25 protein-coding genes and 1 riboswitch are annotated in these 24,391 nt (G+C 52.3%); of the genes, 13 read left to right on the top strand and 12 right to left on the bottom strand.

All coding sequences use genetic code 11. The features are described from left to right. Positions 1-143 precede the first annotated feature (143 nt). The 4 genes from XI25_RS11010 to speD all read left to right on the top strand — a co-directional run bounded on the left by XI25_RS11010 (position 144) and on the right by speD (position 3,766). Positions 144-1,013 (top strand): ABC transporter permease, encoded by an 870-nt coding sequence (locus XI25_RS11010; protein ID WP_046678891.1) that lies wholly within the window; start codon positions 144-146, stop codon positions 1,011-1,013. Positions 1,014-1,066: 53 nt separating this feature from the next. Then, positions 1,067-1,936 carry a carbohydrate ABC transporter permease gene (locus tag XI25_RS11005; RefSeq protein WP_046678623.1) on the top strand — a complete coding sequence of 290 codons (870 nt, stop codon included), beginning with the start codon at positions 1,067-1,069 and terminating at the stop codon, positions 1,934-1,936. A gap of 354 nt (positions 1,937-2,290) precedes the next feature. Beyond that, positions 2,291-2,680, top strand: a complete 390-nt coding sequence (locus tag XI25_RS11000) for a hypothetical protein (protein ID WP_152669118.1) — start codon at positions 2,291-2,293, stop codon at positions 2,678-2,680. A 273-nt stretch (positions 2,681-2,953) separates the two neighbouring features. Then, positions 2,954-3,766, top strand: a complete 813-nt coding sequence (gene speD, locus XI25_RS10995) for an adenosylmethionine decarboxylase (RefSeq protein WP_046678621.1) — start codon at positions 2,954-2,956, stop codon at positions 3,764-3,766. Between the two features lie 153 nt (positions 3,767-3,919). On the opposite strand, the gene XI25_RS10990 is transcribed toward speD, so the two are convergent. Together XI25_RS10990 and XI25_RS10985 are read right to left on the bottom strand one after the other, a co-directional pair. Next, positions 3,920-4,720, bottom strand: coding sequence for an MBL fold metallo-hydrolase (locus XI25_RS10990; RefSeq protein ID WP_046678620.1), 801 nt, complete (start codon positions 4,718-4,720; stop codon positions 3,920-3,922). A 17-nt stretch (positions 4,721-4,737) separates the two neighbouring features. Beyond that, a complete protein-coding gene (locus XI25_RS10985; RefSeq protein ID WP_046678619.1) occupies positions 4,738-5,343 on the bottom strand; it encodes a winged helix-turn-helix domain-containing protein in 606 nt (201 codons plus the stop codon). 225 nt (positions 5,344-5,568) lie between these two features. Here XI25_RS10985 and XI25_RS10980 point away from each other — a divergent pair, with 225 nt between their 5' ends. Beyond that, a complete protein-coding gene (locus tag XI25_RS10980; RefSeq protein ID WP_046678618.1) occupies positions 5,569-6,084 on the top strand; it encodes a hypothetical protein in 516 nt (171 codons plus the stop codon). 139 nt (positions 6,085-6,223) lie between these two features. On the opposite strand, the gene XI25_RS10975 is transcribed toward XI25_RS10980, so the two are convergent. The 3 genes from XI25_RS10975 to XI25_RS10970 form a co-directional block, all read right to left on the bottom strand. Beyond that, positions 6,224-7,087: a VOC family protein gene (locus XI25_RS10975; protein WP_046678617.1), complete on the bottom strand. Its 864-nt coding sequence runs from the start codon at positions 7,085-7,087 to the stop codon at positions 6,224-6,226. A 268-nt stretch (positions 7,088-7,355) separates the two neighbouring features. Continuing rightward, positions 7,356-7,523, bottom strand: coding sequence for a hypothetical protein (locus XI25_RS33685; RefSeq protein ID WP_200901409.1), 168 nt, complete (start codon positions 7,521-7,523; stop codon positions 7,356-7,358). A gap of 120 nt (positions 7,524-7,643) precedes the next feature. Then, entirely contained in the window at positions 7,644-8,567 is a 924-nt protein-coding gene (locus tag XI25_RS10970) for an AEC family transporter (protein ID WP_046678890.1), read from the bottom strand. 209 nt (positions 8,568-8,776) lie between these two features. Here XI25_RS10970 and XI25_RS10965 point away from each other — a divergent pair, with 209 nt between their 5' ends. Further along, entirely contained in the window at positions 8,777-9,679 is a 903-nt protein-coding gene (locus tag XI25_RS10965; RefSeq protein WP_046678616.1) for an AraC family transcriptional regulator, read from the top strand. 169 nt (positions 9,680-9,848) lie between these two features. Here the strand turns inward: XI25_RS10965 and XI25_RS10960 are convergent, their stop codons facing one another. After that, entirely contained in the window at positions 9,849-10,430 is a 582-nt protein-coding gene (locus tag XI25_RS10960) for a GNAT family N-acetyltransferase (RefSeq protein WP_046678615.1), read from the bottom strand. A gap of 104 nt (positions 10,431-10,534) precedes the next feature. On the opposite strand from XI25_RS10960, the gene pdxR reads away from it, so the two are divergent. Beyond that, the gene (gene pdxR / locus XI25_RS10955) at positions 10,535-11,989 is read left to right on the top strand and encodes a MocR-like pyridoxine biosynthesis transcription factor PdxR (protein ID WP_046678614.1); all 1,455 of its coding nucleotides are present in this window, start codon (positions 10,535-10,537) and stop codon (positions 11,987-11,989) included. Between the two features lie 24 nt (positions 11,990-12,013). Here the strand turns inward: pdxR and XI25_RS10950 are convergent, their stop codons facing one another. Both XI25_RS10950 and XI25_RS10945 read right to left on the bottom strand, forming a co-directional pair. Further along, on the bottom strand, positions 12,014-12,514 hold the full coding sequence (locus XI25_RS10950) for a GNAT family N-acetyltransferase (protein WP_046678613.1): 501 nt from the start codon (positions 12,512-12,514) through the stop codon (positions 12,014-12,016). Between the two features lie 97 nt (positions 12,515-12,611). Continuing rightward, a complete protein-coding gene (locus tag XI25_RS10945; protein WP_046678612.1) occupies positions 12,612-13,136 on the bottom strand; it encodes a DUF2569 domain-containing protein in 525 nt (174 codons plus the stop codon). A 160-nt stretch (positions 13,137-13,296) separates the two neighbouring features. On the opposite strand from XI25_RS10945, the gene XI25_RS10940 reads away from it, so the two are divergent. Beyond that, a complete protein-coding gene (locus XI25_RS10940) occupies positions 13,297-14,388 on the top strand; it encodes a M24 family metallopeptidase (RefSeq protein WP_046678889.1) in 1,092 nt (363 codons plus the stop codon). Positions 14,389-14,539: 151 nt separating this feature from the next. On the opposite strand, the gene XI25_RS10935 is transcribed toward XI25_RS10940, so the two are convergent. The 4 genes from XI25_RS10935 to XI25_RS10920 form a co-directional block, all read right to left on the bottom strand. Then, the gene (locus XI25_RS10935) at positions 14,540-15,934 is read right to left on the bottom strand and encodes an L-cystine transporter (RefSeq protein WP_046678611.1); all 1,395 of its coding nucleotides are present in this window, start codon (positions 15,932-15,934) and stop codon (positions 14,540-14,542) included. 343 nt (positions 15,935-16,277) lie between these two features. Next, positions 16,278-17,102, bottom strand: coding sequence for an ABC transporter ATP-binding protein (locus tag XI25_RS10930; protein WP_046678610.1), 825 nt, complete (start codon positions 17,100-17,102; stop codon positions 16,278-16,280). Then, positions 17,099-18,145: a FecCD family ABC transporter permease gene (locus XI25_RS10925; RefSeq protein WP_046678609.1), complete on the bottom strand. Its 1,047-nt coding sequence runs from the start codon at positions 18,143-18,145 to the stop codon at positions 17,099-17,101. The genes XI25_RS10930 and XI25_RS10925 overlap by 4 nt, the downstream gene beginning before the upstream one ends. Next, positions 18,142-19,140 carry an ABC transporter substrate-binding protein gene (locus XI25_RS10920; RefSeq protein WP_046678608.1) on the bottom strand — a complete coding sequence of 333 codons (999 nt, stop codon included), beginning with the start codon at positions 19,138-19,140 and terminating at the stop codon, positions 18,142-18,144. Before XI25_RS10920 ends, XI25_RS10925 begins: the two co-directional genes overlap by 4 nt. 221 nt (positions 19,141-19,361) lie before the next feature. Beyond that, positions 19,362-19,571, bottom strand: a riboswitch (cobalamin riboswitch). A gap of 218 nt (positions 19,572-19,789) precedes the next feature. Here XI25_RS10920 and XI25_RS10915 point away from each other — a divergent pair. The 5 genes from XI25_RS10915 (at position 19,790) to XI25_RS10895 (ending at position 24,356) form a co-directional block, all read left to right on the top strand. Beyond that, entirely contained in the window at positions 19,790-20,326 is a 537-nt protein-coding gene (locus XI25_RS10915; protein WP_046678888.1) for a sigma-70 family RNA polymerase sigma factor, read from the top strand. Then, entirely contained in the window at positions 20,313-21,518 is a 1,206-nt protein-coding gene (locus XI25_RS10910) for a DUF4179 domain-containing protein (RefSeq protein ID WP_046678607.1), read from the top strand. Before XI25_RS10915 ends, XI25_RS10910 begins: the two co-directional genes overlap by 14 nt. 80 nt (positions 21,519-21,598) lie before the next feature. Beyond that, a complete protein-coding gene (locus XI25_RS10905) occupies positions 21,599-22,564 on the top strand; it encodes a DUF5643 domain-containing protein (protein ID WP_046678606.1) in 966 nt (321 codons plus the stop codon). A 236-nt stretch (positions 22,565-22,800) separates the two neighbouring features. Continuing rightward, positions 22,801-23,595 (top strand): lipase family protein, encoded by a 795-nt coding sequence (locus XI25_RS10900; RefSeq protein ID WP_152669117.1) that lies wholly within the window; start codon positions 22,801-22,803, stop codon positions 23,593-23,595. A 263-nt stretch (positions 23,596-23,858) separates the two neighbouring features. Beyond that, on the top strand, positions 23,859-24,356 hold the full coding sequence (locus XI25_RS10895) for a YjgB family protein (protein ID WP_235439819.1): 498 nt from the start codon (positions 23,859-23,861) through the stop codon (positions 24,354-24,356). The last annotated feature ends 35 nt before the right edge of the window (positions 24,357-24,391 follow it).

Below are 24,391 nucleotides of genomic sequence, written 5' to 3'. Positions count from 1 at the left end.
GATGAAGTATATCTGAAACCGTATTCTTCGAAAAGGGGGCATTACTCATGAGCCAGTCTCTTCCGTCCGCAGAACCATCAGCACCGGCTCCCCGCCGCAAGCGCAGCGGCAAATATCTCAATCCGCTGCAGCAACACACCTGGATGCTGCATCTGATGGTGCTGCCGGCGGTCATTTTAACGTTTATTTTTGCTTATCTTCCGATGTCCGGCATTTTGATGGCATTTCAGAATTACAAGCCGAAGCGGGGAGTTTTCGGATCGGAATGGGTGGGGCTGGAGCATTTCCGTTATATGCTTCAGAATGACTACTTTATACAAATCGTGGGCAACACCCTGTTCTTCGCCTGCATCAAAATCGTACTGAACCTTGCGGTGCCGTTCATCTTTGCCCTGCTGCTGAACGAGGTGCGGAAATCGCTGATCAAACGCTCCGTTCAAACGATGGTTTATCTGCCGCATTTCCTATCTTGGGTCGTTCTGGCCGGCATCTTGATGGATATGCTGTCACAAACCGGCATCGTCAATCAGTTCCTCGTCTGGCTGCTGGGAATCAAACCGATCTTTTTCCTGGGTGAAGGGAACTGGTTCAGGCTGGTCATTATCGTCAGCGACGTGTGGAAGGAATTCGGGTTCAGCACCATCGTCTTTCTGGCCGCGCTCGCCGGCGTGAACCCTTCCCTGTATGAGGCCGCCGAGGTGGACGGCGCAAACCGCTGGAAACAGACGCTGTACGTTACCATTCCGGCGATGATGCCGATTCTGATCGTCGTGGGCACGCTGGCTCTGGGCGGCGTATTGAACGCCAACTTCGACCAGATCTTCAACCTGTACAATTCGCTTGTATACGATAAGGCGGATATCATCGACACGTTCGTCTACCGCGAAGGCCTGCTCAGCGGACAATACAGCTTTGCGACGGCCGTCGGCCTGCTGAAATCGGTGATCAGCCTGTTCCTGATCATCATTTCCTACACGCTGGCTTACCGGTTCGCCAATTACCGCATTTTTTGAGAAATAAGAAATCTACTTGAACCAGGCCGTTTTTAGAGGAGGTTAACGCCCACATGTACCATAAAACATTCGGGTACCGCGTCTTTTCATCATTCAATCACTTTTTTCTGATCCTTCTGTCGATGCTGTGCATCCTGCCCCTGGTCCACCTGCTGGCGGTTTCCTTCAGCGGGCCGGCACCGGCAAACGCCGGGCTCGTCACGTTCTGGCCCAAGGATTTCACTTGGGAAGCTTACCGAAAAACATTTGAAAATCCAAACTTTCTGAACTCCATGTGGGTCTCCGTCCAGCGGACCGTGCTGGGCACCACGCTCAGCATGGCCGTGACGACTTGCGCCGCGTACGCCCTTTCGAAAGAGAAGATTTTTCGGGGACGCAACGTGTATATGTGGTATTTCATCTTCACGATGCTGTTTAGCGGCGGCATCATTCCGACCTACATTCTCATTACGAAGCTGGGCCTGACCAATACGCTGTGGGCGCTGATTCTCCCCGGCCTGGTCGGCGTGTACAACATCATCCTGATGCTGAATTTCTTCCGGGGCATCCCGCGGGAGCTGGAAGAGGCCGCCGTCATCGACGGGGCCAACCATTTTCAGACGTTCCTGAAAATTTATCTTCCGATTTCCCTGCCGTCCATCGCGACGATCACCCTGTTCATCATCGTGGGACACTGGAATTCCTACTTCGACGGATTGATCTACATGCGCGAGGTGGAAAAGCTGCCGCTGGCTACGCTGCTCCAAACCATTGTCGTGCAGACCGACTTCAGCAACATGGATCCCGAGACGATCAAGAACCTGTCCCAACGGACCGTAAAATCCGCCCAAATCTTCATCAGCCTCATCCCGATTTTGGCGATTTATCCGTTTCTTCAAAAATACTTCGTGCACGGGATCGTGCTCGGCGCGGTGAAAGAGTAAGCGGGAATCGAGCCGTCGGCTATTCTCCGTGCAAGAGGGGGCGGCCCCAAAGGGCCTTGGACCCGGGACGCCCCTCGTGTTTTGTCAAGGGAAAGCGGCCTGCAGCGTAAAACGGCTAATGTTGACACTAGTTCCGCTATATGCCCGAAAAACGCGGATTTAACCGGTTAACGTGACACTGGTTCCGCTATTGGGCTTCAAAAGGGGCTTGTAGGCAGCTAAACGCCCTAATCACGGAGCAGTTGTCACGAAACAAGCTCAAATCGCTCGACAACAGAAATGAACGGAACCAGTGTCCACGATTGAGCTTTTCGTCATTGTAATTGTTTTCCACGTTATGCGCCTGAATCTCCATTGGCGCAGAAGTGGTCCGGAATCACGTACCAGTTGGAGGAGAATAGGCTTGGACTGCAGACTTTTTCCTTCGAAACGGCTGACGGCCGTATCACCGAAACCATGCAAAATGCAACCGGGGAGCACGTACTCGTCCACGGAACCGACGGTTGGGCGGAAAGCCGCACTTCCTTGCTGAGGGGAAGTCCCGAGCAGGTCGCCGCCAACGCCGGATGGGAATCGGAAGATACGCTAGTGCTCACGCAGCAGTTTGTTGAAACGCCGTTTCGCATGACGACCGCCGTCACCTTCAAAGACAACGTCATGGAATTATCCTTCCGTCAAAACGTCGGGACTGACGAAACGCTTATCATCCATGGTACGGCCCTAGCCGGCGCTAAAGAGCTGTAGACCGGTTCTTCCGCATGGTTGGCGCATCACAAGCACAGCAATCATGTTACAAGCATATCTATATAGGCCGTCCGCATTAAAATGCGAGACGGCTTTTTCCGTGCAGAGCAGGAGCTCTAACCCTCGTGTTAACCTTTCCGGTGAAACGGGTAAGGAACAAGAAGAAGGTGACGGAAACCTCACACCGTCTATTTTCGACTAAGAATGCGATCTATTGGAAAACATAGGGGCATCCGGTCGTCATCCAAACCAGATCATAAGGGGAAATCGCATATGAAACCAGCATCGGAAGAGCGGATCACCCTGCACGGGTTCAACAATCTTACGAAGACCTTAAGCTTCAATATGTATGACATCTGTTACACCAAAACCAGGGAAGAACGCGAAGCTTACATCGAATACATCGACGGGCAGTACAACGCCGACCGGCTGACGAGCATCTTAAAAAACGTATCCGATATTATCGGCGCACATGTCCTGAATATCGCCAAGCAGGATTACGTCCCGCAAGGGGCCAGCGTCACGGTGCTCGTTTCCGAAGGGCCGATCGTCGAGGTTCCGGACGAATCATACGACGAATCGCCGGGACCGCTGCCGGACAGCGTCGTTCTCCAGCTGGACAAAAGCCATATCACCGTCCACACCTATCCCGAATATCACCCGGATGAAGGAATCAGCACCTTCCGGGCCGATATCGACGTGTCCACCTGCGGGGAAATCTCGCCGCTAAAGGCGCTCAACTATCTTATCCATTCGTTCGATACGGACATTATGACGATCGATTACCGGATACGCGGCTTTACGCGGGACATTAACGGGCATAAGCTGTTTATCGACCACGAGATCGGCTCCATTCAAAACTACATCCCGGACGAGGTGCAGGAGCTGTACCATATGATTGACGTCAACGTGTATCAGGAAAATATTTTCCATACCAAATGCAAGCTGAAAGAGTTTGATTTGGATAACTATCTGTTCGGTTACACGAAAGACAAGCTGTCTGCCCGGGAACAGCAGGAAATCACCGAGCGTCTGAAGCTCGAAATGGACGAAATTTATTACGGCAAAAACATCGACCGGAGTTAACGAATGAAGCCCGCCTCTCCTGATATTCAAGGGAAGCGGGCTTGTTCATGATCTGTGACAGCATGCCGTTCGTTACGGAACCTCGACGCATCCAAAACATCTTGTTGGGGTGGCGGCAGGGATCAAATCGCCCTTTTGTTATGCTTTCCCCGCCTAAAATTGAATGCGCAAGCCTTCGAAGGTATGTATGCCCGTGCCGTGGCGGATAACATCCTTTTCGCGCAGTTCCTTGACCGCGCTCCGCGCGACCCGAAGCCAGGCCGGATCCAGCCCGATGCTGTTATGGCTGCCGAAAATCCGTTTCACCCCGGCGATGTTTGATATTCTCTCCAGCGAATTCACCAAGTCCACGGGGTCCGTCGTCGGATAATAAGCGTAAACCGGCGTTTCGTCGTAAAGCAGATCGCCGGTGAACAAGTATCCCCTGCCGGTATCAAACAACGCGATATGACCCGGAGAATGTCCCGGCGTATGATAAACTTTCAGACTCCGGCCCCCCAATTCAATCACGTCCCCGTCACGCAGCAGTCCCGCCGGTTTGCCTTGATAAGGCGTATAGTTCAGCGGATTGAAGGTGTCCGGAACCGGTCTCGTGATGTCTCTGGAAATATCCTTCCGTATCTGCTCTATCCCCAGGCCTTTAATACCGCTGACAAGCCAGTCCTCTTCGGCTTCGTGCACATAGATCTGCTCGAATTGGCCGTGGCTTCCGATATGATCCCAATGGACATGCGTAGTCAGGACCAGAATCGGGAGGTTCGTAAGGCGGTCCGACATGCGCTTGATCCGGTCGATGCCGAGGCCCGTATCAATCAGCGCCGCTTTTTCATGACCGATGAGCAGAAAGGAATGAACCTTCTCCCAGTGGCCGAATTCGCTGATCGCGAACGTGTCCGCATCAATTTGGGTTACCGTAAACCAAGGATCGTCGATGATCACATGAAGCTCGTTCATTTGGGAATCCCCTCCGTTTATTTGGAAAATGTAATGTCCTCATCGTTATCCTGAAAGCCGATAAGCGAGATGTAATAGCTTTTTGTCCGTCCGCTCGCCTCGGGAGATTCCTTCAGGCTGCCGAAGTGTTTATGCAGCAGGTCTTTGAAATCCTGAAGAAACGCCGTAAAATTTTCTTCGTCGCCCTGCAAGGCGTAGGCGGCTGCTATGTTTTTTCTTAAAAGCTCATTCGAACGGCTCAGCGCAAAAGACTCGGCAGGCGCCTTCAGAATCTTCGACCTTGTCGCCTCAACCGTTTCCATGAATACCTGCCTGGACGTCTCGATCAAATCCTCGCTTGGAAGCAGATGCTCGTCCGGGATAAACCGGCTCGCCACCGCCCGGTAGTATTTTTGCACGATTCCATTCTTCTCTTCTTTCCGCACGACATGAATGACCTGATGCTTTTCAAGCTCCTTCAGATGGAAATAGATGTTGTTGCGCGTAATATCCAGCAATTCGGCCAGCTGTTGCCCTGTGTATTCTTTCTTTACCAAATTCATCAGGATTTTGGTCCGGAGGGGATCGGCGATGGCCTTCAACTGCTCATGCGTTTGGATCCTGTAGACTCCCGTAATATCCATACCTTCACCTCACATTATTTTACCGGTAAAATTATTTTTACTGTTGCGGAAGATTGTATCAAACTCCTTGGTTCAAGTCAAATGCATCTCCGCAAAACTTGGTTGAATTTTCATGCGATTCGTTTTAGGATACAAGCGATGTCCATGCATGTTCCATCCCCCGGTGCGGGTATGGTATATTTATGCACGAGTCTGTGTTGATCACGGTAAGAAGGAAGTGGTCCGATGTTCGATCCCACGATTTTTGAAAATTTGAAGGTTGCTTTGGAAAATATCATTTATGATCTGGATAATTTGGATGGAAAAGTGTTAGTCACCGGGAGAAGCGACCGGCTGGATATGGCCGTGATGTCGAGGGAGTTTAACATCCGGTTTGATCTGGTTCCGGCAACCGGCGTTACCGCGGAAATCCGTTTGGAAGCTTTTTTGAAAGACTTGTCTGCGGAAATTTTGGAAACGCCCGGAGATGTTCCGGGCTGCGCCTTATCCCTGCGATTTTATACGGAAGTGGACGAGGGCCAGAGCGCCTGCAATGCGATTAGAGAGCTGATGAACGTCATCTGGGAGCCCCAGGTACCGCCGATTCAAACCCTTAGTTATGTTTTCGGGGATCATCCGGCTGTTCTCAGCAACAGGATCGAGCTGAAATTTCCTCACAAGATCAATGAAAACAACATGTCGGATCTTCCGAGTCTGGTGGATCACGTGATCCGCACGCTTGAAGAGCTGGCGCGAATTTAAGAGGATGACGACGAGAAAGAACCCTTGTGCCTCAAGTATTCAAAGAGGACAAGGGTTCCTGAGTTTTACGGATGTCTAACCACCCGTATCGTTATTCACTCCTGCGCATTTTGGGAAGCCGTCATTACGCCGTCTTGCTTCAGCGGCTTGCGGTAACCAGCCGGACTTCAATGTCCGAAGGATCCAGCACGTAAGAAGCTCCGTCCCGCTCTTGCACCGTCAAGCCGGCGCTTCGGACCCTGTCGCTTACGGCGGCAAGCTCTTCCTTATCCGGCAGCACGACGGTAAAATAATTCATGCCTGCGGCATTGCGGGGAGTGTTCGGTACGCCGACGCCAGCCCATACGTTCAACCCGATATGGTGATGATACCCTCCGGCCGAAATAAACAAAGCGGCGCTGCCGTAATGGGCCGTCAGTTCAAAGCCGATAATGTCGCAGTAAAAGCGCTTGGCTGCCTGAAGATCGGACACGTGAAAATGCACGTGGCCGATCACCGTCCCGGCAGGAAGACCGTTCCACTCCACTCCTTCCGATACCGCAAGCAGGCTTTCCACATCCACCGGATCGGTCGTCATCATGATTTCTCCGCTCGCATCCCGCTTCCATGTATCCCGGGGCCGATCGGCGTATATTTCTATGCCGTTATTGTCCGGATCGCTGATATAAAGAGCCTCGCTGACCAAATGGTCTCCCTGGCCGACCGGAACATTAAACGCGGCAAGATTGCGGACGACAAGCCCGAGGCTTGGCCGGTCCGGTACCAGAATCGCAAAATGGTACAATCCGGCGGCAGACCGTTCCCGCTGCCGAATCAGTCCTTCCACTTCTTCAAGAACGAGCAGCGCATTATTGCCGTCTGCCGTTAACTCCGCTGTCCTTCCTTGCTGCCGAAGTACCTTCAAACCGACAACCTCTGTATAAAATCGTACGGATTCCGCCAAATCGCGGATTCGCAGAGAAACCTGTCCAAGCTCTGTAGACGGATGCAGCACTGCTGACATGTTGTTCACTCCTTCATTGATATCCATTCATTATTCTATCCACACGCACGTTTCATTCACTTTGGCATATACCATAGAATTCGTTTTATATAATTATTATAGTTACAGAGAAAAAGAAAGTCAATATATTAAAATGTTGCTTCCCGCCTTATTCGAACTTTCTGGTTTATCCGTTTGGCATATCCGTTCAATTTAAAGCCTTTAAGCGCGTTTCCCCACATTAAAAAGACCGGACAAGGGTCCGGCCTTCATCGTTATTCTGCATGCTTTAAAACATCGGGAACACATACCTGATCAGAAAATAAAGAAATCCGAAAAAGATAATCAGATAGGCAACATACTTGATCAGCGTCGACGCAACGAGACTGGAGTCATTCCGCTCCTCTACGTTGCGCGTTTCAACCTCGACATTGTCGTGGCGCCGACGGGAATTCATATGCTCCACCTCCCTTTTCTGGCCTGCGGCTGCAGGCGGCGGGTATCCGCTGCTTGTTTATCTATACACGCAACCGGAACGGTTGAACCATACGATCATCGGCAAACCCGTCGGCACTATTCACAGTATGCCGATCAGAACCGGAAGAAACACAAAGGAGGCGAGCGTCGTCCAGAGGATACACATGGATACGAGCCTTGGAGCCGCGTCATATTGCTCGGCCAGAATCACCGCATTAACGGCGGCCGGCATGGAGGACAAAATCAGAATGACCGCAAACAATGTCCCCTCCACGGATAATGCCGCCAAAATCGCCCAGGCGATCAAAGGAGCGACAGCCAAACGCATCGCCATGCCTGACCAAAACCCGCGCCGGGTGACGGGCGAGGCCTCGCGGCCGTCCCTAACCCCTACCATTTGCGCGCCCAGAATAACCAACGCAAGCGGTGCGTAAGCGGCCGAAAGCATGCTGATTCCGGTTTCCAGGGCTCCAGGCAGGGCCGCTCCGGTCATCCGGATCAGCACGGCAAGAGCGGCGGCATACACGGACGGAAGCGTAAATACCGATTTTACCGCCTTTGCCGCCGAGAAGTGGGAACGGGCCGCCAGATAAACGCCAAGCGTGTTGATGATCATAATCTGGACGATGACGTAAACGGAAGCCTTGTCGAGACCGGCCTGCCCGAATGCGAGAAGAACAAGCGGCAAGCCGTAATTAACGCTGTTCGTAAACAGTGTCGTTAAAGCAAGGCCCGAGCGTTCCGGCTGAGACAGCTTAAGCATTTTCCCCGCGAAGCCGCACAGCAGCCAGAGGATCAGCATATTCAGAAGGCAGAAAGCCACGGTCACCGCGATGTCGCCTGAAGTAATGGAAGCCCGTTCAAGCGTCTCAAAAATAAGCGCCGGACTCATGACATATAATGAAAGCGCGGATAACGGCTTGGTCTCCAATCCTTTGAACCGCTTCAACAAGCCGCCTCCGATCACCGGAAGCGAAATCGGCAAAAATACGCTGTACAGCGTTGACAAAAAGGAAGATATCATATTTAACAAGCCACCTTGGAACATATTCAACGAACCGTTTCCATCGTAACGCATTTTCTTGGCATCCGTCCAAGACTCGCTGGCTATAAACTTATAGGCACCCGCTTTCCCGTTGTTTAAGGTCACCGTCGACCCTGCATAATCGTGCACGAAATGTCGGGTGAATCCGTTTGGTCCATGCTATGCTATCGGTAAAGGGAGGTCATATAGTGGATTTGCTTAAACATATGAATGGAGCTTTGGAGTACATCGAAGAAAACCTTGCGAACGATATTGACTATAAGGAAGCGGCAAGGCTGGCGTTCTGCTCCGAATATCATTTTAAACGAATGTTTTCGTTTCTTGCGGGCATTTCGCTTTCAGAATACGTTCGCCGCAGACGGCTAACGCTCGCAGCATTTGAGCTTAGAGACGGCAATCTCCTGATCATTGACCTTGCGGTGAAATACGGGTATAACTCGCCCGATTCTTTCACGCGGGCCTTTCAGCAATTGCATGGGATCACGCCGTCCGAAGCCAGAGCGGGCGGCCGCCCGCTTAAAGCTTATCCGCGAATGACCTTCCAGCTATCCATCAAAGGAGGAAGCGAAATGAATTACCGAATCGAAGAAAAAGAAGCTTTCCGAATCGTGGGGATCAAGAAAAGAGTGCCCATTATTTTTAATGGCGTTAATCCGGAAATCGCTTCGATGTGGGAAAGTTTGGATCTTGAAACGATTCAAAAGCTAAAGGCTCTCTCGAATGTCGAGCCCAAAGGGCTGATCAGCGCATCCACGAATTTTTCCGAGGGCAGAATGGAAGAAAAAGGGGAACTGGATCATTACATTGGCGCGGCAACCACAAAAACATGCCCGGATAACCTGGTGCAGCTTGAAGTTCCCGCCTCCGCTTGGGCCGTGTTCGAAGCCAAGGGGCCGTTTCCGGACGCGCTGCAGGATGTGTGGGGACGCATCTATTCCGAGTGGTTTCCCTCCTCAAACTATCAACAGGTCGAAGGTCCGGAAATGCTGTGGAACGAGAATAAAGACGTCACCTCCCCCACTTTCAAAAGCGAAATATGGATACCCGTTATTCTCAAGCAAGCGGCAAGCGAACCTGAAAAGCAGCCGTAATAACATAAGAACCCGCCTTTGGCAAAGGTGGGTTCTTCGGGTTATTCCAGATGGTTACATTCCTATCGATGCGGAGCTCATGCCAAGAGGCGAAGCTGCCGGGTCAAAGTGAACAGTCCGCGGTCTATGGCCACGGTCTACATAATGATACTTGCGTTCAAGAAAAAAGTCATTCCGCTTGTTGATGATAAAGCGCCCTAAACTCGTCTTCCAGCATGCTCATGATGACCGAATCATGGTACCGGTGATTATAGTAAAGCGCATCCCGCTGCACCCCTTCCCGCTTGAAGCCCACCTTTTCATAAGCCTTGATCGCCCGCACGTTATAACCGAATACCTGCAGCTCGATCCGGTGCAGATTAAGAATGCCGAAGCCGTATTCCAGCAGAAGCCGCATCGACTCCGGGCCGAAGCCCTTGCCCAGATGCTCCTCCGAATCGATGGCAATCCGGATGTTCGCATTCCGGTTTGCCGGATCGATATCCTGAAGGGCAATGTCTCCGATCACCTCGTCGCTGTCGCGCAATGCGATCAAGAGCAGCACGGTCGAAGCATCGCCCGTTTTCCCGTCAATGTAACGCCGGATTCCTTCCAATGTTAAAGCTTGCCGGGTTCCCGTCAGTCGCCGCATTTCAGGATTGAACAGCATCCGAAAATACCCTTCGGCATCCTCCTGCCCCACCGGTCTTAAATAGATCCGTTCCCCTTCTAAAAAACGTACCGGTTTCGGGTTCCATAATGTTGTGCTCATCGTTACCTCCTGTTTTAAATCTCCATCAAATCCCCTATACTATAGCAAGAAATTGACCATCTACAAATATGCAGTTTTTATCTTTTAAAAAGGACAGATTTGACATGAATCAAGTTTCCATCCATTTGAACGGAATCAGCCCGGCTTTGGCCGATCCCTCCGTTCCTTTATACGTTCAGCTGTACCAGTACATGAAAAAGGAAATCGCCTGCGGCCGCTGGAAGGCCGAGGCCCGTCTTCCCTCCGTGCGCAAGCTTGCCGAGCTTCTGGGCGTCAGCACAACTCCGATCGAGATGTGCTATCAGCAGCTGCTGGCCGAAGGCTTTATTCTTAGCCGCCCGCGAAGCGGCTATTTTGTCCGGAAGCTGGCGGATTCCCCCATTCCCCTCCCGCCCGAGCCGGAAGCACCGAAAGGGCAGTTGCTCCGACGGCACCATTCCTTCCGGTACGATTTTCACATGTCCAAAAATGAATACGGGTATTTTCCGATTGCAGAATGGAGAAAAGCGTATAACCGCACCCTCCGGCATGAAAACGCGGCCGAGCTGCTGTTTTTCGGGGATCCGCAGGGCGAAAAGGGACTTCGTTACGAAATTGCCAAATATGCAAGAAGCGTGCGGGGCGTCTCCTGCTCCCCGGAACAGGTGGTCATCGCCTCGGACCCTTATCCTCTTCTGGATATCATATGCCGGCTGCTTCGCCCCTACGGCAATGTTATTGCGGTGGAAGACCCCGGCTATCCTCAATACCCCGAGGTTTTTCGCCGGAACGGATATCAAGTGATTCCCGTCCCGCTAAAGGAGGACGGGATCGACCTGGACCTTTTGCGCGGAAGCCATGCCGGACTGGCCGTCGTATCTCCGTCGCACCAGTTTCCTGCAGGCATGGTTATGCCTTTTTCCAAACGGCTTGCCCTGCTCCAGTGGATTCAGGAATCCGGCGGCTTTCTGATCGAGGATGATTACGACGGGGAATTCCGATACTACGGACGGCCGATTCCCTGCATGCAGGGTTTGATACCCGATAGCCGGGTCATTTATCTGGGAGGATTTTCGCAGGTGCTTTCGCCCGCGCTGGGCATCCAATACATGATCTTGCCGTCCGTGCTGCTTGAGGATTATCATCATCTGAAACATCAGCTGTTTCTTGAATGCACCGCTTCCCGGCTGCACCAGCATACGTTGGAGCGTTTCATGCGCGAAGGGTACGTCGATCGGCATCTCCGGAAGATGAGGGCGATTCTACGGAAAAAGCACGATCAACTAATGGCCTCCGCTGGGCGGCATTTTGGAAAAAGGGCTTTCGTATCCGGGACGGGGGCAGGCTTTCATCTTATGTTATCGCTCCGTCATCCCTTATCCGAGGCCGAGCTTGAATTGAGGGCGGAGAAACAAGGAATCCGGATTCATTCTGCTGCCTATACCCGTTTCCATAGCCAGGATTCCTCCAAAGGCTCCGGTATAAGAGAATTTATCGTCGGATTCGGCGGCATTCAGGAGAAGGATATCGATGACGGAATTCGGCTGCTGGCATCCTGCTGGCTTGAAGAAGTCGAATAACGGAACTGCTGCTTTATTCGCCGGTCATACCGCCCGGCCGACAATGACGAGATCGCGCTTGACGCCGTCCATCTCGGCAACGCCCGGCAGAAGCCCCCACTGCTGAAAGCCGAACTTTCGCAGCAGCCTCAGGCTCGGCTCGTTATGTCCGAACACGAAGCCGACCAGATTGCTCACCCCAAGACGCGGGCATTCCGCCAGAGCCTTCTCGATCATCACGCCGCCTACGCCGGCGCCGCGGTATTTTTCGTGGACATAAATGCTGATCTCTACGGTGCCATCGTATGCCGGACGGCCATAAAACGATTGAAAGCTCATCCAGGCCGCAATTTCCCCGCCGTCCCGCAACACCCATAAAGGCCGGCGATCCGGATCATGCTCCTCGAACCACGTTATCCGGCTTTCCAAAGTAACCGGCTCCAGATCGGCGGTCACCATTCTTCCGGAGACGGTAGAGTTGTAAATATCTACAATCGCTTGCAAATCTTCTTTCCGGGCAAATTCGATTTGTTCATATTGTGCCATGGCTATTCCTCCGATGATGTGTTTTCCGGGTTAGCTCTATTTTAACGGAGGATGATCCGAAACGCTTTATTTTTTACGGTTTGTGCTTTCGGCTGCCTTACTTCACGAATGTGTTGCGTACACGCTCCGATCGCAGGAAATAGGGAATCCAGATGCAGCAGTAAACGATCGACCGCACGATTTCCCTCGGCGTGTTCACGCCTTCCATTTCGGCGATAAACTTAATTTGGTTAGCCATCGCGTAATCCACAGCGGCCAGCAGGAGGCTTGCAATCATGAGCGTTATCATGGTTTTGGGAAATGCTCTCTTTTTGCCGTACAAAAGAGCAAGAATGACAATCAAGAAAAGCAACAGCACCGAGTTGCCCACAGCTTCGAAGATGAGCATCGGTTTCCACAAAGGATCGTATACGGGCGAAGACGGGGCGGTAAGGACATTCCAAAATTCCGGTTTAAAGGCGGGAATGACGTTATTGAACAGCATGATAGCGACAGAAATAAGAGATAAGTAAACGGAAACCTGGACAAGGATCAACCAGCCGCCCAGCCCCTCCAATCTCTTGTATCTCGTCGAGGGTTGTCCTTGCGGAGCCGGACTTCCGTGCATTGGATTTGAATCCATGAAGAAACTCCTTTCAATTCCATATTATGTATTTATTGTATCTGAGCCATTATATAACAAGACAACCCCCGAAAAAAAGACTTTCTTTACTTCATTTCCGGAAAGAGCTAACCTAAACTTATGGAAAAAATCGTATTTTGATGCGAAAGGATGGAGCATGATGAATGACAGACTTCAACATATAACCGAAGCCATGAACAGCCGCGGCTGGGATTTGCTTTTAATTACCGATCCCAAGCATGTGTACTATTTAACGGGCTTTGCCTGCGACCCTCATGAACGTTTTCTAGGTCTTGCGCTATTCCGGGGAGAAGAGCCGCTGCTGATGGTTCCCGCTCTCGATGCAGAAGCTGCCGCCGCAGCCTCTTCGGTAACGAATATCGCGACGCATCAGGATACCGATCAGCCTTACGAGCTTTTGCGCAAACATATACCGGGTTCCATCGGTACCCTGGCATTGGAAAAGGACCAGCTCACCGTATCCCGGTACGAGCAGCTTCAGCATCATTTTTCGGCACGCGGGTACGTGGACGCCGGTGAAATCCTCCGGGAGATGCGCGTTCGCAAGTCCGCAGATGAAATCCGGGCGATGAAGCAGGCCGCCGTTCTTGTTGAGCAAGTCCTCTCCGAGGGACTAAAACAGGTCAAGGCGGGGGTTCAGGAAATCGAGCTTGTCGCCGAGCTTGAATACCTGATGAAAAAATTGGGCGCCGACGGGCCTTCCTTCGAGACGATGGTGCTGGCCGGTCCGAATACCGCGCTGCCTCATGGCGTGCCGGGATCGCGCCGAATCCGGGAAGGCGATCTCCTTATGTTTGACCTCGGCGTCTTCTCAGGCGGTTACGCCTCGGACATCACCCGAACCTTTGCCGTAGGCGGCATCGGTCCCGAAGCGGAAAAAATCTACAACACGGTACTCGCGGCAAATGAAGCAGGCATTCGTGCCGTCAAACCGGGGGTTACTTACGGGTCCATCGATAAGGCCGCTCGCTCCGTCATAGAACGGGCCGGCTACGGAGAGGCATTTGTGCACCGGTTGGGCCATGGTCTCGGCATGGATGTGCATGAATATCCGTCGGTCCACGGCTTGAATGGCGATCTGCTGCAGCCCGGCGCGGTTTTTACCATTGAACCCGGCATTTACGTGCCCGGTCTGGGCGGGGTACGGATCGAAGACGACGTGCTGGTTACGGATGTTGGTGCGGAGGTGCTCACTTCTTTCCCTAAACAGCTTACGGTTATCGGCTGCTAGTCCACGAATACAAAATTAAATGCTATTGTTATTCTGAGACCATGATCAAGCTTTCCGCTTATCTAAACAGGTAGTGCCCCAGGTCAATTGACCTGGGGCACTACCTTCTTTATTCAACCCTAGCTGTACCATTACTTGCTTTAAACGTCCTTTATGCCTGCATCACATCAATGTCCTGATTCCGGTTCTTGTACACCGAAGTGTCCACTTCATTCATGACTTTCCCGGTTATCAAGCCGGCGGTCATGGAATCGTTGACATTGAGCGCCGTCCGGCCCATATCGATCAGCGGCTCCACGGAAATGAGCAGGCCGGCCAGCGCCACCGGGAGATTCATGGTCGACAGAACGATCAATGAAGCAAAGGTAGCGCCCCCGCCGACACCGGCTACTCCAAAGGAGCTGATCATGACCACGACAACGAGCATCAGGATAAACGACCAGTCGGTCGGGTCGATGCCAGCCGTTGGCGCAATCATTACCGCAAGCATTGCCGGATAAATGCCGGCGCAGCCGTTCTGCCCCATCGTGGCTCCAAACGAAGCGGACAGGTTCGCGATCCCTTCCGGTACGCCCAGTCTTTTGTTCTGCGTCTGCACGTTCAGCGGGATCGTGGCCGCACTAGAACGCGACGTGAAAGCAAATGTCAACACCGGCACCACCTTGCGGAGGTAAGTAACCGGATTAAATCCGAACAAGGACAGCAGTATCAGGTGGATGATAAACATGACGATCAGCGCCACATACGAGGCCAGCACAAAATCAATCAAGTCAAGGATGACCTGCAGGTCCGTCCCCGCAATCGTTTTCGCCATCAAGGCCAAAATGCCGTAAGGCGTCAGACGGAGAATAAGCGTGACGATTCGCATCACGATTCCGTAAAGCGCGCGGATCATGCCGCGGAAGGTCTCCGCTTGTTCCGGATGCTTCCGGTCAAGGCCGAGAACGGCAACGCCTATGAAAGCCGAAAAAATTACGACCGCAATGGTAGAAGATTTTCGGGCTCCCGTCATATCCGCAAAAGGATTCGCCGGAACGAACTCCAGAATTTGCTGAGGCAGCGTCAAATCCTCGACGTCACCCAGCCTCTCCTCCAGCAAAGCACCCTGCTCGTGTTCCGCGGCTCCCGCTTGGATATGTTCCGCCGAAAGGTCAAACGTCAGCGCCGTCGCGATGCCGACAGACGCGGCCACCCCCGTCGTCAAAATGAGTACGGCGATGATCAGCCCGCTCATTTTGCCGAGATTGCGCCCGCCCTTCAAATTCATGATTGCGGAAATAATCGAAACCATAATGAGCGGAATGACCATCATTTGCAGCAGCCGGACATAGCCGTAACCGACAAGATTGAACCAGTCCGTAGACTTGGATATCACATCGGAGTTCGCTGTATACACATACTGCAGCACTGCCCCAAATAGCACCCCGAGCCCAAGCCCCGCGAACACCCGCTTCGTGAACGAATAGTGCTTTTTCTGCATCCAGTACAAAACGCCGATGAGCAAAGCCAGAATCAGGACATTCACAATGATTAAAAATGTTTCCATCCCTAAAACCTCCTCTATATTTAATAAGTGCACTACTACGTATTCATTCCAATTATTCCCCACTTTAAACATTACCCTGCATATCCACTTCGAAGCCAAGCATCGTCTCTAATAGATAAAAACGGCATTCCTATAAAATCGGACGTGAGTCCTTTTCAACTGCTTTGACGGACTGCGTGAGTGCTGCATAAAGCTTTATTCCAAGTTTTCCGCTGTGTTTAAGATTATAAGAGATATCCTTCCGGCTTACAATAGTTAAAAAATTACATAAAAAAGACGGCTTATTAGCCGTCCAAATCCTAAGTTTATGGGTTGCAAAAACAACTGGCGTTTGCCTGCATGATCATTGTTCGGCGCCGGCGTATGCCTCTTCCCGTCCTTCTTCGGACTTCCCTGCACCAGCCGTTAACAGCACCTGAGGCGAGCCGTTTGCGGGATGGGCCACCACCGACGTATCCACCCGGAAAATCCGCCGGATGTTGTTCTCCGTCAGCATGTCTTCCGGAGAACCCTTTCCTGCCATTCTCCCTTCGTGCAGAACGAGCAGCCGATCGCAGAACTGGGCTGCCAGATTGAGGTCATGGAGCACGCTGATTACCGTAATCCCCGTATCTCTGCGCCAATCCGCCACCATATCCATGAATTGCAGCTGATAGCGGATATCCAGATACGTGGTCGGCTCATCCAGCAGAAGAATCGAGGGCTCTTGGGCCATGACCTTGCCAAGGGCGGCCCGCTGCCGCTGCCCCCCGCTCAGCTGATCCAGGCGCCGGTATTCGAGACTTTTCAGCTCCAGCCTCTCCATGATCGAATCAAGCAGGGGCCCGGCGTCGCTTGGTTCCCGGCCAAACCAGTTCTGGAACGGGTAGCGTCCCATTTCCAGCACTTCGCGCACGGTAAAATCCGTCGGGCCCAGCCCCTCCTGCTGCAGAACGGCCAAGGTTCGGGCCAACTCCTTCCGGCCGTAATCCCTTACGTCCCTGCCGTGGATCGTCACCTTGCCGGCAGTCGGGGCCTCCACTCCGGACAACATCTGAAGCAGCGTTGATTTGCCGCTGCCGTTAGGGCCGATAATGCCCCACCATTCCCCTCCTTGAATCTCCCAATCAATCCCGGCAAGAGCGTCGACCCGGTCAAACCGCTTGCTCACGCCTTGAAGCGAAATCATAGGCTCCCCTCCCAGCGTTTCTTCTTGTTCCGATAGAGTAAAAAGGCAAAGAACGGAGCCCCTACAAACGCCGTGACCACCCCGATCGGAATTTCGGTTGGCGATAGCAGGGTTCTTGCGGCCGTATCGGACCATACCATGAATATCGCGCCTCCCAGCGCGGACAGAGGGATAATGATGCGGTAGTCGGAGCCCGTCACCAGCCGGATCATATGCGGCACGACAAGCCCGACAAAGCCGATGACGCCGGACACCGATACCGCCGCCGCGGTAAGCAGGGTCGCCACCACCAGAACGCTCGTCTTCAACCGGTCGACGTGAAGCCCCATATGGGCCGCCTGCCGCTCACCGAGCGACAGCAGGTTTAAAGCGCGCGAACGGCTCCACAGATAAATAAAACCGACCGCAAAATAAGGCAGCAAAACGGCAATATAGGACCAGCCGCGCAGGCTGAAGCTGCCCATCGTCCAGAACAAGATGTCGGTCAGCGTATCTTTCGACATGACCGTCAAAAAGGAAACGGCCGCCCCCAAAAAGGACTGCATCACCACGCCGGCCAGAATCAGCCCGTGCGTGGGCAGCTTTCCATTGTCCCGCGCCAAGGTCAGCACAATCCAGAGGGTAACCGCTCCCGTCAAAAAAGCGACGAGCGGCAATGTCCATACGCCGGCAAAGGAGAACTGGAGCCCGTAAAAAATCAACAAAGCAGCCCCGAGGGAAGACCCCGAAGCCACGCCAAGCGTAAAAGGATCGGCTAACGGATTCCGCAGCACCCCTTGATAAGCGGCTCCCGCCACCGAGAGCGAGGCTCCTACCAACATGCCGAGCAGAATCCGCGGCAACCGAACCTTCATAATGATTTGCTCCGAGGCCGTCTCCCAATTCGGTACAATGGAATCTCCTAGCCAAGGCAGCTTATGAAGCAGCATGGCTCCAATCTGATTGACCGGCAGATGGACGGAGCCGATGCCGAGACTCGCGACAACCGTCAGCAGTAAAAGCGCAAGCCCCGCCGCACCGTACCCTGCAAGCTTTTTGCTCATGGAGCCATCAATTCCGGATAGACGGCTTTCGCGACTTCGATAAGCCCTTTTGTCACGCGGGGACCCGGACGGCTGATCAGGTTGTCGTCAAGCTTCGCAAGCTTATCGTTTTTCACGGCCTCGATCTGATCCCAGCCGCTGCGCTCTTTGATCAACTGGTCCAGCGTTTTTTTCGTGGATTCATCCACAACGTTGCCGGAATAAAGAATGACATCCGGATTTTCGGCGATGATTTTTTCTTCGCTCACTTCAAACCAGCCCTCGGTGTCGGCGGCAACGTTAACCGCATTGCTGAGATTCAGCATTTCGTCCATATACGTTCCTTTTCCCACCGTCCAGCCCGGGGAGAATTCCACATAGACTTTCTTTTTCTCCTCGGCCCTTACGGATTTCACGGCTTGTTTCACCGAATCGAGCTCTTTCTGCATTTGATCCACGATGCCTTGGGCTTCGGCCTGACGGTCGGTGATTTCGCCGACCAGCTTGATATTATCCATCACTTCCGCAATCGTTTTCGGATCGTTGACGAACAGCTTTACGCCCAGCCCGCGGAGTTTTTGAATGTTTTGCTCGTTCATGGCCGCGGTGAATACCACGTCCGCCCCCGAAGCGATGATCGCCTCCACGTCCATTTCATAACCGCCCATCTTCGGTTTCGCTTTCGCGGCTTCCGGATAGTCGTCGACTTCGGAAACGCCGACGATTTGCTCGTCCAGACCGAGCGCGAACAATTTTTCCGTTTCGGATGGCGACAGGGACACGACCTTCGCCGGGGCCTTCTCAAACGTCATTTCTTCGCCGGTGGCGTCTTTAACCGTCAGCGGGTAAGCGGTTTTGGCGTTATCGGCGACATCGGGCGTTTCAGACTTTTGCCCCTGATCGGTAGGTGCCGGCGCGCTTTGCTTCGGTGTCGCATCTCCGCCGCAAGCAGCCAGTGACAGGACCAACAGAAGCATGGCCAGCAGAGCAGACCAGGACTTCATCCAATTCTTCATCTCGATTTCTCTCCTAACCCTAAATTGAGAACACGGCTTGTCTTCAGTACTCCATAAACCGGCATCTGACGGCCATGTCTCCCTAAAAAAAGCCCCCGACTCTCAACAAGAAGAATCAGGGGCTACGTTATGGGATAACCGACAACCCTTGGACCAGCAAGCCGCAAATTTCGGGCTTCACGTCAGGGTTTCTCCAAACGCAATCCTCTCCTCGAAGGACCGTCAGATCATCACGCGAAGCAGGTCTCCTGACTTACAGGTTGTGACGAAACCTCCGCCTTCCCGTGCCTGTGACCAGGCCAGTGGCAGTGTGGAGGATATCCCTGTTTTACAGTGGCGGGACCGTGCCGGACTTGCACCGGCTTCCCTTTTAACCCGAATGGCTGCCGTAAATCGGCTTCGCAGTCGGGACCTCGCGAGTAAGATATGGTATGTTTTCAAGCTTGCCTCTCTGTTGACGATTATATGAGATATCTCCTTGGCTTACAACTAAATGTCTCGGTGACGCATGTACGTACATCGGATAAGCAGCCGATTCTTCATGGAATCGGGCAATTTGTTTTTTTATCGTGTAATATAACATTTTGGCATACTCGTCCATCTAATCTTATAGAGGGCCCTCAAAAGGAGATGAAATTTCGTGCAGGATATGGAACTCGAAGTCAAGAGAGCGCAGCGGGGAGATCGCGAAGCGTTTATCCGGCTCTTCCGGAGGCTGGAGCCCGAGCTGTACGGCTTGGCGAAGTCCATTGTGAGACGCGATGAAGATTGTGCGGATGTCTTTCAGGAAACAACGCTCAAGGCATATAAAGCAATGTCGACATTGAAAAAACCCCAATACTTTAAAACCTGGGTGATTCGGATCTTGATCAATGAATGCAATCAGCTGCTTCGAACCCGCGAAAGAACCGTGGCCATGGCTGAAGTGCCGGAAACGGCAAGGTCCGCCCATTATTACGAAGACAGCCGCAAGCTTGACCTTCGTGAAGCGGTAGAAAACTTGGATGAATCGCTTCGTATCGTCATTCATTTATTTTATTATCAAGATTTGCCCATCAAACAAATCTCCGGCGTGCTGGAAATCTCGGAAGGTGCCGTCAGGGCCCGCCTCCACAGAGCACGCGGGATACTGTCGGACCAAGTAAAGCAAACACGGGAGGGGAAGCTGGCGTATGAATCCTTTTGACTTGGATAAAGAACTCCGGGAGACCGGGAGGAAGCTGGCGGCCGAGCTTCCGGATATGATCCGTCAGCGTCAGGATGAGGTCTATGCTTCATTATCCGACCTCCCGATGCAGACCCGAACCGGGCGAACACACAGCTCCAAAAAAATACGCGGATATGCGGGAGCCGCAGCCGCAGCCGCCTTCATCGGCGTGATGAGCAGTGCCTATGTGTCACCGATTATGGCGGAGTCCCTAAAGAGCATTCCAGTGATTGGCAGCATCTTCAAGCTGGCGGACGACCTGGGGCTTCAGACAGCCGAGGAGCGCGGGCTGGTGGCTGAACCGAACGTCGGTGCCACCCACGAAGGGGTGACCCTCCGCATACCCGAGGTCGTATATGACGGAACCCGTCTATCCCTGGCCGTTAAGCGGGAGGGCGAAGGACTTATTGGCGGCATATCGGATTATGAGGTGGTACAGGAAGGCGATTCTACCAATCATATATACCCAAGAGGCGCCATAACGGAGGTTGAGATGTTCATTGACGGCACTTCCATTTATGACTATAACGGAGGGAAAAGGCCCGGGCTGATCGGGAATCCGACATCGGACCCCAATGTGGTTCTGTACCAATTAACCGGCTATTCCCATCTGGGCGAAGGAGCTCCGATGCTGCCCGATCAATTTCTGTTAACGGCAAAAATCACGCTTGAAGGAATTGAAGAGCCATATATCATCGATGTTCCCGTTCGCAAAAGCTCAAACCAAATCGTCGTAAAATCCGGTGAGACAAGAGAGTGGGGCGGCCTTAAATTAACGTTGGAGCAGCTTAAATTCACTCCGATCACGACCGATCTCATCATTCATGCCGAGCAAATCGGCAACCCGGAAGACGGCAATCATAAAGATTTGCTTTACGAGGTGCGGGATGACCGGGGCAGGATACTCGGTTTGGTGACTGGCATGGGAATATACAAGGACGATTCGCAACGAGAACAGCGGACGGAATTGATTTTTGAGCGATTTGAAGAAACGACGAGCTCCATTACGCTTAAGCCATTCCTGCCCGTATTTCAGGATCCTTCTGCCAATGGCGGCCTATATGCAGTCGACGGCAACGGGGATATTGTCAAGAAGTACCTGAAAGACTTGGAAATCACCATTCCGGTGGATCGCGCAAGCTTGGAAAAGCTGTACGACAGTCATCAATAAAGAATTGACCAAAAGATGCGGATCCAGCAGTTCCGAACAGATCAAGGCCGATAAAGTAAAAATGACAAGGAGACATGGACATGAAAAAAATATATAAAGTTATGAGCACGATGACGCTGGCTGCCATGATTTTGGGAGGTGCGGCTTTGGGGACCGCTCAAGCGGCCAGCCCATCCGCGACTAAAGATAAGGTAACCGCGAGCGGCTCGACGCAGAGCAAATCCAAGACGGCCAGCGTTACTCAAGACGGCATCACATTGGGATTGTCCAAGGCGTTATATGACGGAAACTGTGTCAGCATTCAAATGGAGCGGAGCGGCAAGGGGCTTATTGGCGGCATGATCGGAGGGAAATGGGATGATAAGGCCAACGAGTTCGTTCAGGAGAAAGGCATGATCCATAAGATGGACGTCTTTATCAACGGCAAATCCTTATACGAGTACGGGGATCGTATGGCACAAAGACCAAGCTTAAGCATGACACCGGGCGCTGACGCGAATCATGCGTTTATCATTCTGAGCGATGCTTCCCAGCTTGGGGGCAAACTCGAGACTTTCCCCGACAAGTTCAAGGTTACGGCCAAAATCAGCCTGGAAGGCGTAGATAAACCATATAACCTCGAGATTCCGGTCCAAAAAACAGCGGACAAAGCGGTTGCCTTACAGCCTAACCTTACGAAAAAATGGAACGGCCTCGGCATGACGCTGAAAAACGTGAAGATGACCTCCTCCTCCACAAGGTTGCAAATGGTTCTGAAGGGCCAAAACGAGGATTCAACCATCCTCTATGAATTTGTCGATGATCAAGGAAACATGCTTGACCAAATAACAGGAATCGGCACCGACGAGAACAACGCCAACGGCGACTTTTACTACGACTTCATTGTTGCCGCTCTGGATAAGGACGCCACGTCGATTACAATCAAGCCGTTTACCCCCGAATTTGAAGAGCCGAATGCAAAACACGGCGCATTCAAGGTCGACAACAACGGTGAAGTCGTCAAAAACTACATTGAAGAACTGGAAATGACCGTCCCTGTAAAGTAATTCCATGACGAACGTTTTAACTTGAAAAAGGATGCTCTGCAGGTTCATTGAACCGTGACCCGTAAGAAGGAAACTTTGAAAAAAGTTACCCTCTTGCGGGTTATTGTTTATCGGGGCAACCGGTCCAGACACGCAAGTTGAGGTTGTGACGGAAAATGCACCGAGATTATGCCTGTTCTCCAGGCACCTCGCCTTCATCCCCCTAATATAGTGTAGGAGAGAAAGGCGGGATACACGTGAGCACGGTGGATGATCTGGAGAAACGGGCCATTTTTCTTGCGGCCATCTGTGGACAGACCTACACGCAATTCGAAAACGCGGACGGCTCGTTTGTCGTTCCGGCCCGTTATTCGCTCCATGATACCATAGAAGCGCGATCCATTATCGGCGTATGGGAACGCTTCGGATTTATTCTTGAGTCCGCGCAGGAGATCATCATTGCCTTCCGAGGGACCAGCTCAACGACGAACTGGATTTCCGACATCATCGCATCCCAGAAAAAATTCAAGTACATCAAGGAAGACTGCCTTACGCACCGGGGCTTTACAAACATCTATGATTCCGCTCGCGGCCAAATGATTTCCGCGCTGGCCAAGTTGTCCCCCGATAAGGCATTATTCATTACGGGTCACAGTCTCGGTGCTGCTCTAGCCACGTTGTGCGCCATCGATATTGCGGCCAACACCTCTTTTCGCTTTCCGTTCCTGTTTACGTTCGGGTCGCCTCGCGTAGGCGATCCGGCATTCGCAAAGGCGTTTGCCAAGCATGTCCCGAACAGCTGCCGCACCGCCAATCCGTTTGACGTCGTTACGCATGCCCCGCCCTCCGTTTACAAGCTGCCCAAGCGGGAAAAAAGATACTATTACAGTCATGTCCGGACCTTGTCGTCCCGGCCATTCCAGAACGGATCGCTAGGCGCGAACCATGTGATTTCAAGCTATTTCGCCGAGCTTTCCAAGCTCCAGCCTCAATTTACGGAACGGTTGTGCTCGGCGAATCCAGGATTCTGCCCGGACAAATGGAAACGATGACCCTAAGCTAACGATGAAACCACCTCGATGTCAAAATTGACATATCCTCTTCATGGATACGTAACCCAATCGCTCTCCCATTCTACTATGATTTAGAAGAAACATGACACGTATGGGTTGGATGAAGAAAACATGTGGTAAATACATGTTACAAGGAGAGGATATGACATGAATATAAAACAACCGGCAAAAAAAGCGGCGATCGCCTTGGCTATGGCAGGCGTTATGGGCCTTGGCGCGTTTGGAGCCATATTGCTTTTCCTGTGCATCACGCTGACGCCGCGGCATCGGCACCTAACGACGACTATGCTTCCAAGCTGGCCCTCAAGACGCTGAACAGCTTTTATAAACCCGCGCTGAAAGGCCAGTTCCCCGGAGCGGTGAGCGGCCTCACGATTGGGCGCAGCACCAAGCAGGATGTCATTCAAAAGATCGGCCAGCCGGAAATGCCCGGAAAGGATGCCGACGATTTCGACCTGTATGGCGCGAATATGGGGAATCCGGGTTACGCCTTTCATTATAAACTTGGCAAAATCCGCGAAATGCGCTACTTCGGCACCAATGTGGAACGCCAAACGAACATCGGCGGCATTACGATGAACATGCTGAAACGGAACTGGTTCAAACCGAGCTCCACGACCACGTTCAAAAACGGGAAAACGACGCAGACCAAATTGACTTACATCCGCGGGGACTATAAACTCGAGTTTATTTTCAACAGCAGCACGGAGCTGGATCATATTAACCTTGCGGCCAAATAACCGGCGTAAGTAGAAACGACTTCGGCGGCCTTCTT

It is taken from the genome of Paenibacillus sp. DMB20, assembly GCF_000987955.1.
Classification (GTDB): Bacteria; Bacillota; Bacilli; order Paenibacillales; family Paenibacillaceae; genus Paenibacillus_AQ.
This window is presented reverse-complemented; position numbering and strand designations above follow the sequence as displayed.

Bases quoted from the DNA above. Each gene is read 5' to 3' on its own strand.
- XI25_RS11010 (WP_046678891.1), top strand. From the start codon at position 144: ATGCTGCATCTGATGGTGCTGCCGGCGGTCATTTTAACGTTTATTTTT.
- XI25_RS11005 (WP_046678623.1), top strand. From the start codon at position 1,067: ATGTACCATAAAACATTCGGGTACCGCGTCTTTTCATCATTCAATCAC.
- speD (WP_046678621.1), top strand. From the start codon at position 2,954: ATGAAACCAGCATCGGAAGAGCGGATCACCCTGCACGGGTTCAACAAT.
- XI25_RS10990 (WP_046678620.1), bottom strand. From the start codon at position 4,720: ATGAACGAGCTTCATGTGATCATCGACGATCCTTGGTTTACGGTAACC.
- XI25_RS10985 (WP_046678619.1), bottom strand. From the start codon at position 5,343: ATGGATATTACGGGAGTCTACAGGATCCAAACGCATGAGCAGTTGAAG.
- XI25_RS10980 (WP_046678618.1), top strand. From the start codon at position 5,569: ATGTTCGATCCCACGATTTTTGAAAATTTGAAGGTTGCTTTGGAAAAT.
- XI25_RS10975 (WP_046678617.1), bottom strand. From the start codon at position 7,087: ATGTCAGCAGTGCTGCATCCGTCTACAGAGCTTGGACAGGTTTCTCTG.
- XI25_RS33685 (WP_200901409.1), bottom strand. From the start codon at position 7,523: ATGAATTCCCGTCGGCGCCACGACAATGTCGAGGTTGAAACGCGCAAC.
- XI25_RS10970 (WP_046678890.1), bottom strand. From the start codon at position 8,567: ATGATATCTTCCTTTTTGTCAACGCTGTACAGCGTATTTTTGCCGATT.
- XI25_RS10960 (WP_046678615.1), bottom strand. From the start codon at position 10,430: ATGAGCACAACATTATGGAACCCGAAACCGGTACGTTTTTTAGAAGGG.
- pdxR (WP_046678614.1), top strand. From the start codon at position 10,535: ATGAATCAAGTTTCCATCCATTTGAACGGAATCAGCCCGGCTTTGGCC.
- XI25_RS10950 (WP_046678613.1), bottom strand. From the start codon at position 12,514: ATGGCACAATATGAACAAATCGAATTTGCCCGGAAAGAAGATTTGCAA.
- XI25_RS10945 (WP_046678612.1), bottom strand. From the start codon at position 13,136: ATGGATTCAAATCCAATGCACGGAAGTCCGGCTCCGCAAGGACAACCC.
- XI25_RS10940 (WP_046678889.1), top strand. From the start codon at position 13,297: ATGAATGACAGACTTCAACATATAACCGAAGCCATGAACAGCCGCGGC.
- XI25_RS10935 (WP_046678611.1), bottom strand. From the start codon at position 15,934: ATGGAAACATTTTTAATCATTGTGAATGTCCTGATTCTGGCTTTGCTC.
- XI25_RS10930 (WP_046678610.1), bottom strand. From the start codon at position 17,102: ATGATTTCGCTTCAAGGCGTGAGCAAGCGGTTTGACCGGGTCGACGCT.
- XI25_RS10925 (WP_046678609.1), bottom strand. From the start codon at position 18,145: ATGAGCAAAAAGCTTGCAGGGTACGGTGCGGCGGGGCTTGCGCTTTTA.
- XI25_RS10920 (WP_046678608.1), bottom strand. From the start codon at position 19,140: ATGAAGAATTGGATGAAGTCCTGGTCTGCTCTGCTGGCCATGCTTCTG.
- XI25_RS10915 (WP_046678888.1), top strand. From the start codon at position 19,790: ATGGAACTCGAAGTCAAGAGAGCGCAGCGGGGAGATCGCGAAGCGTTT.
- XI25_RS10910 (WP_046678607.1), top strand. From the start codon at position 20,313: ATGAATCCTTTTGACTTGGATAAAGAACTCCGGGAGACCGGGAGGAAG.
- XI25_RS10905 (WP_046678606.1), top strand. From the start codon at position 21,599: ATGAAAAAAATATATAAAGTTATGAGCACGATGACGCTGGCTGCCATG.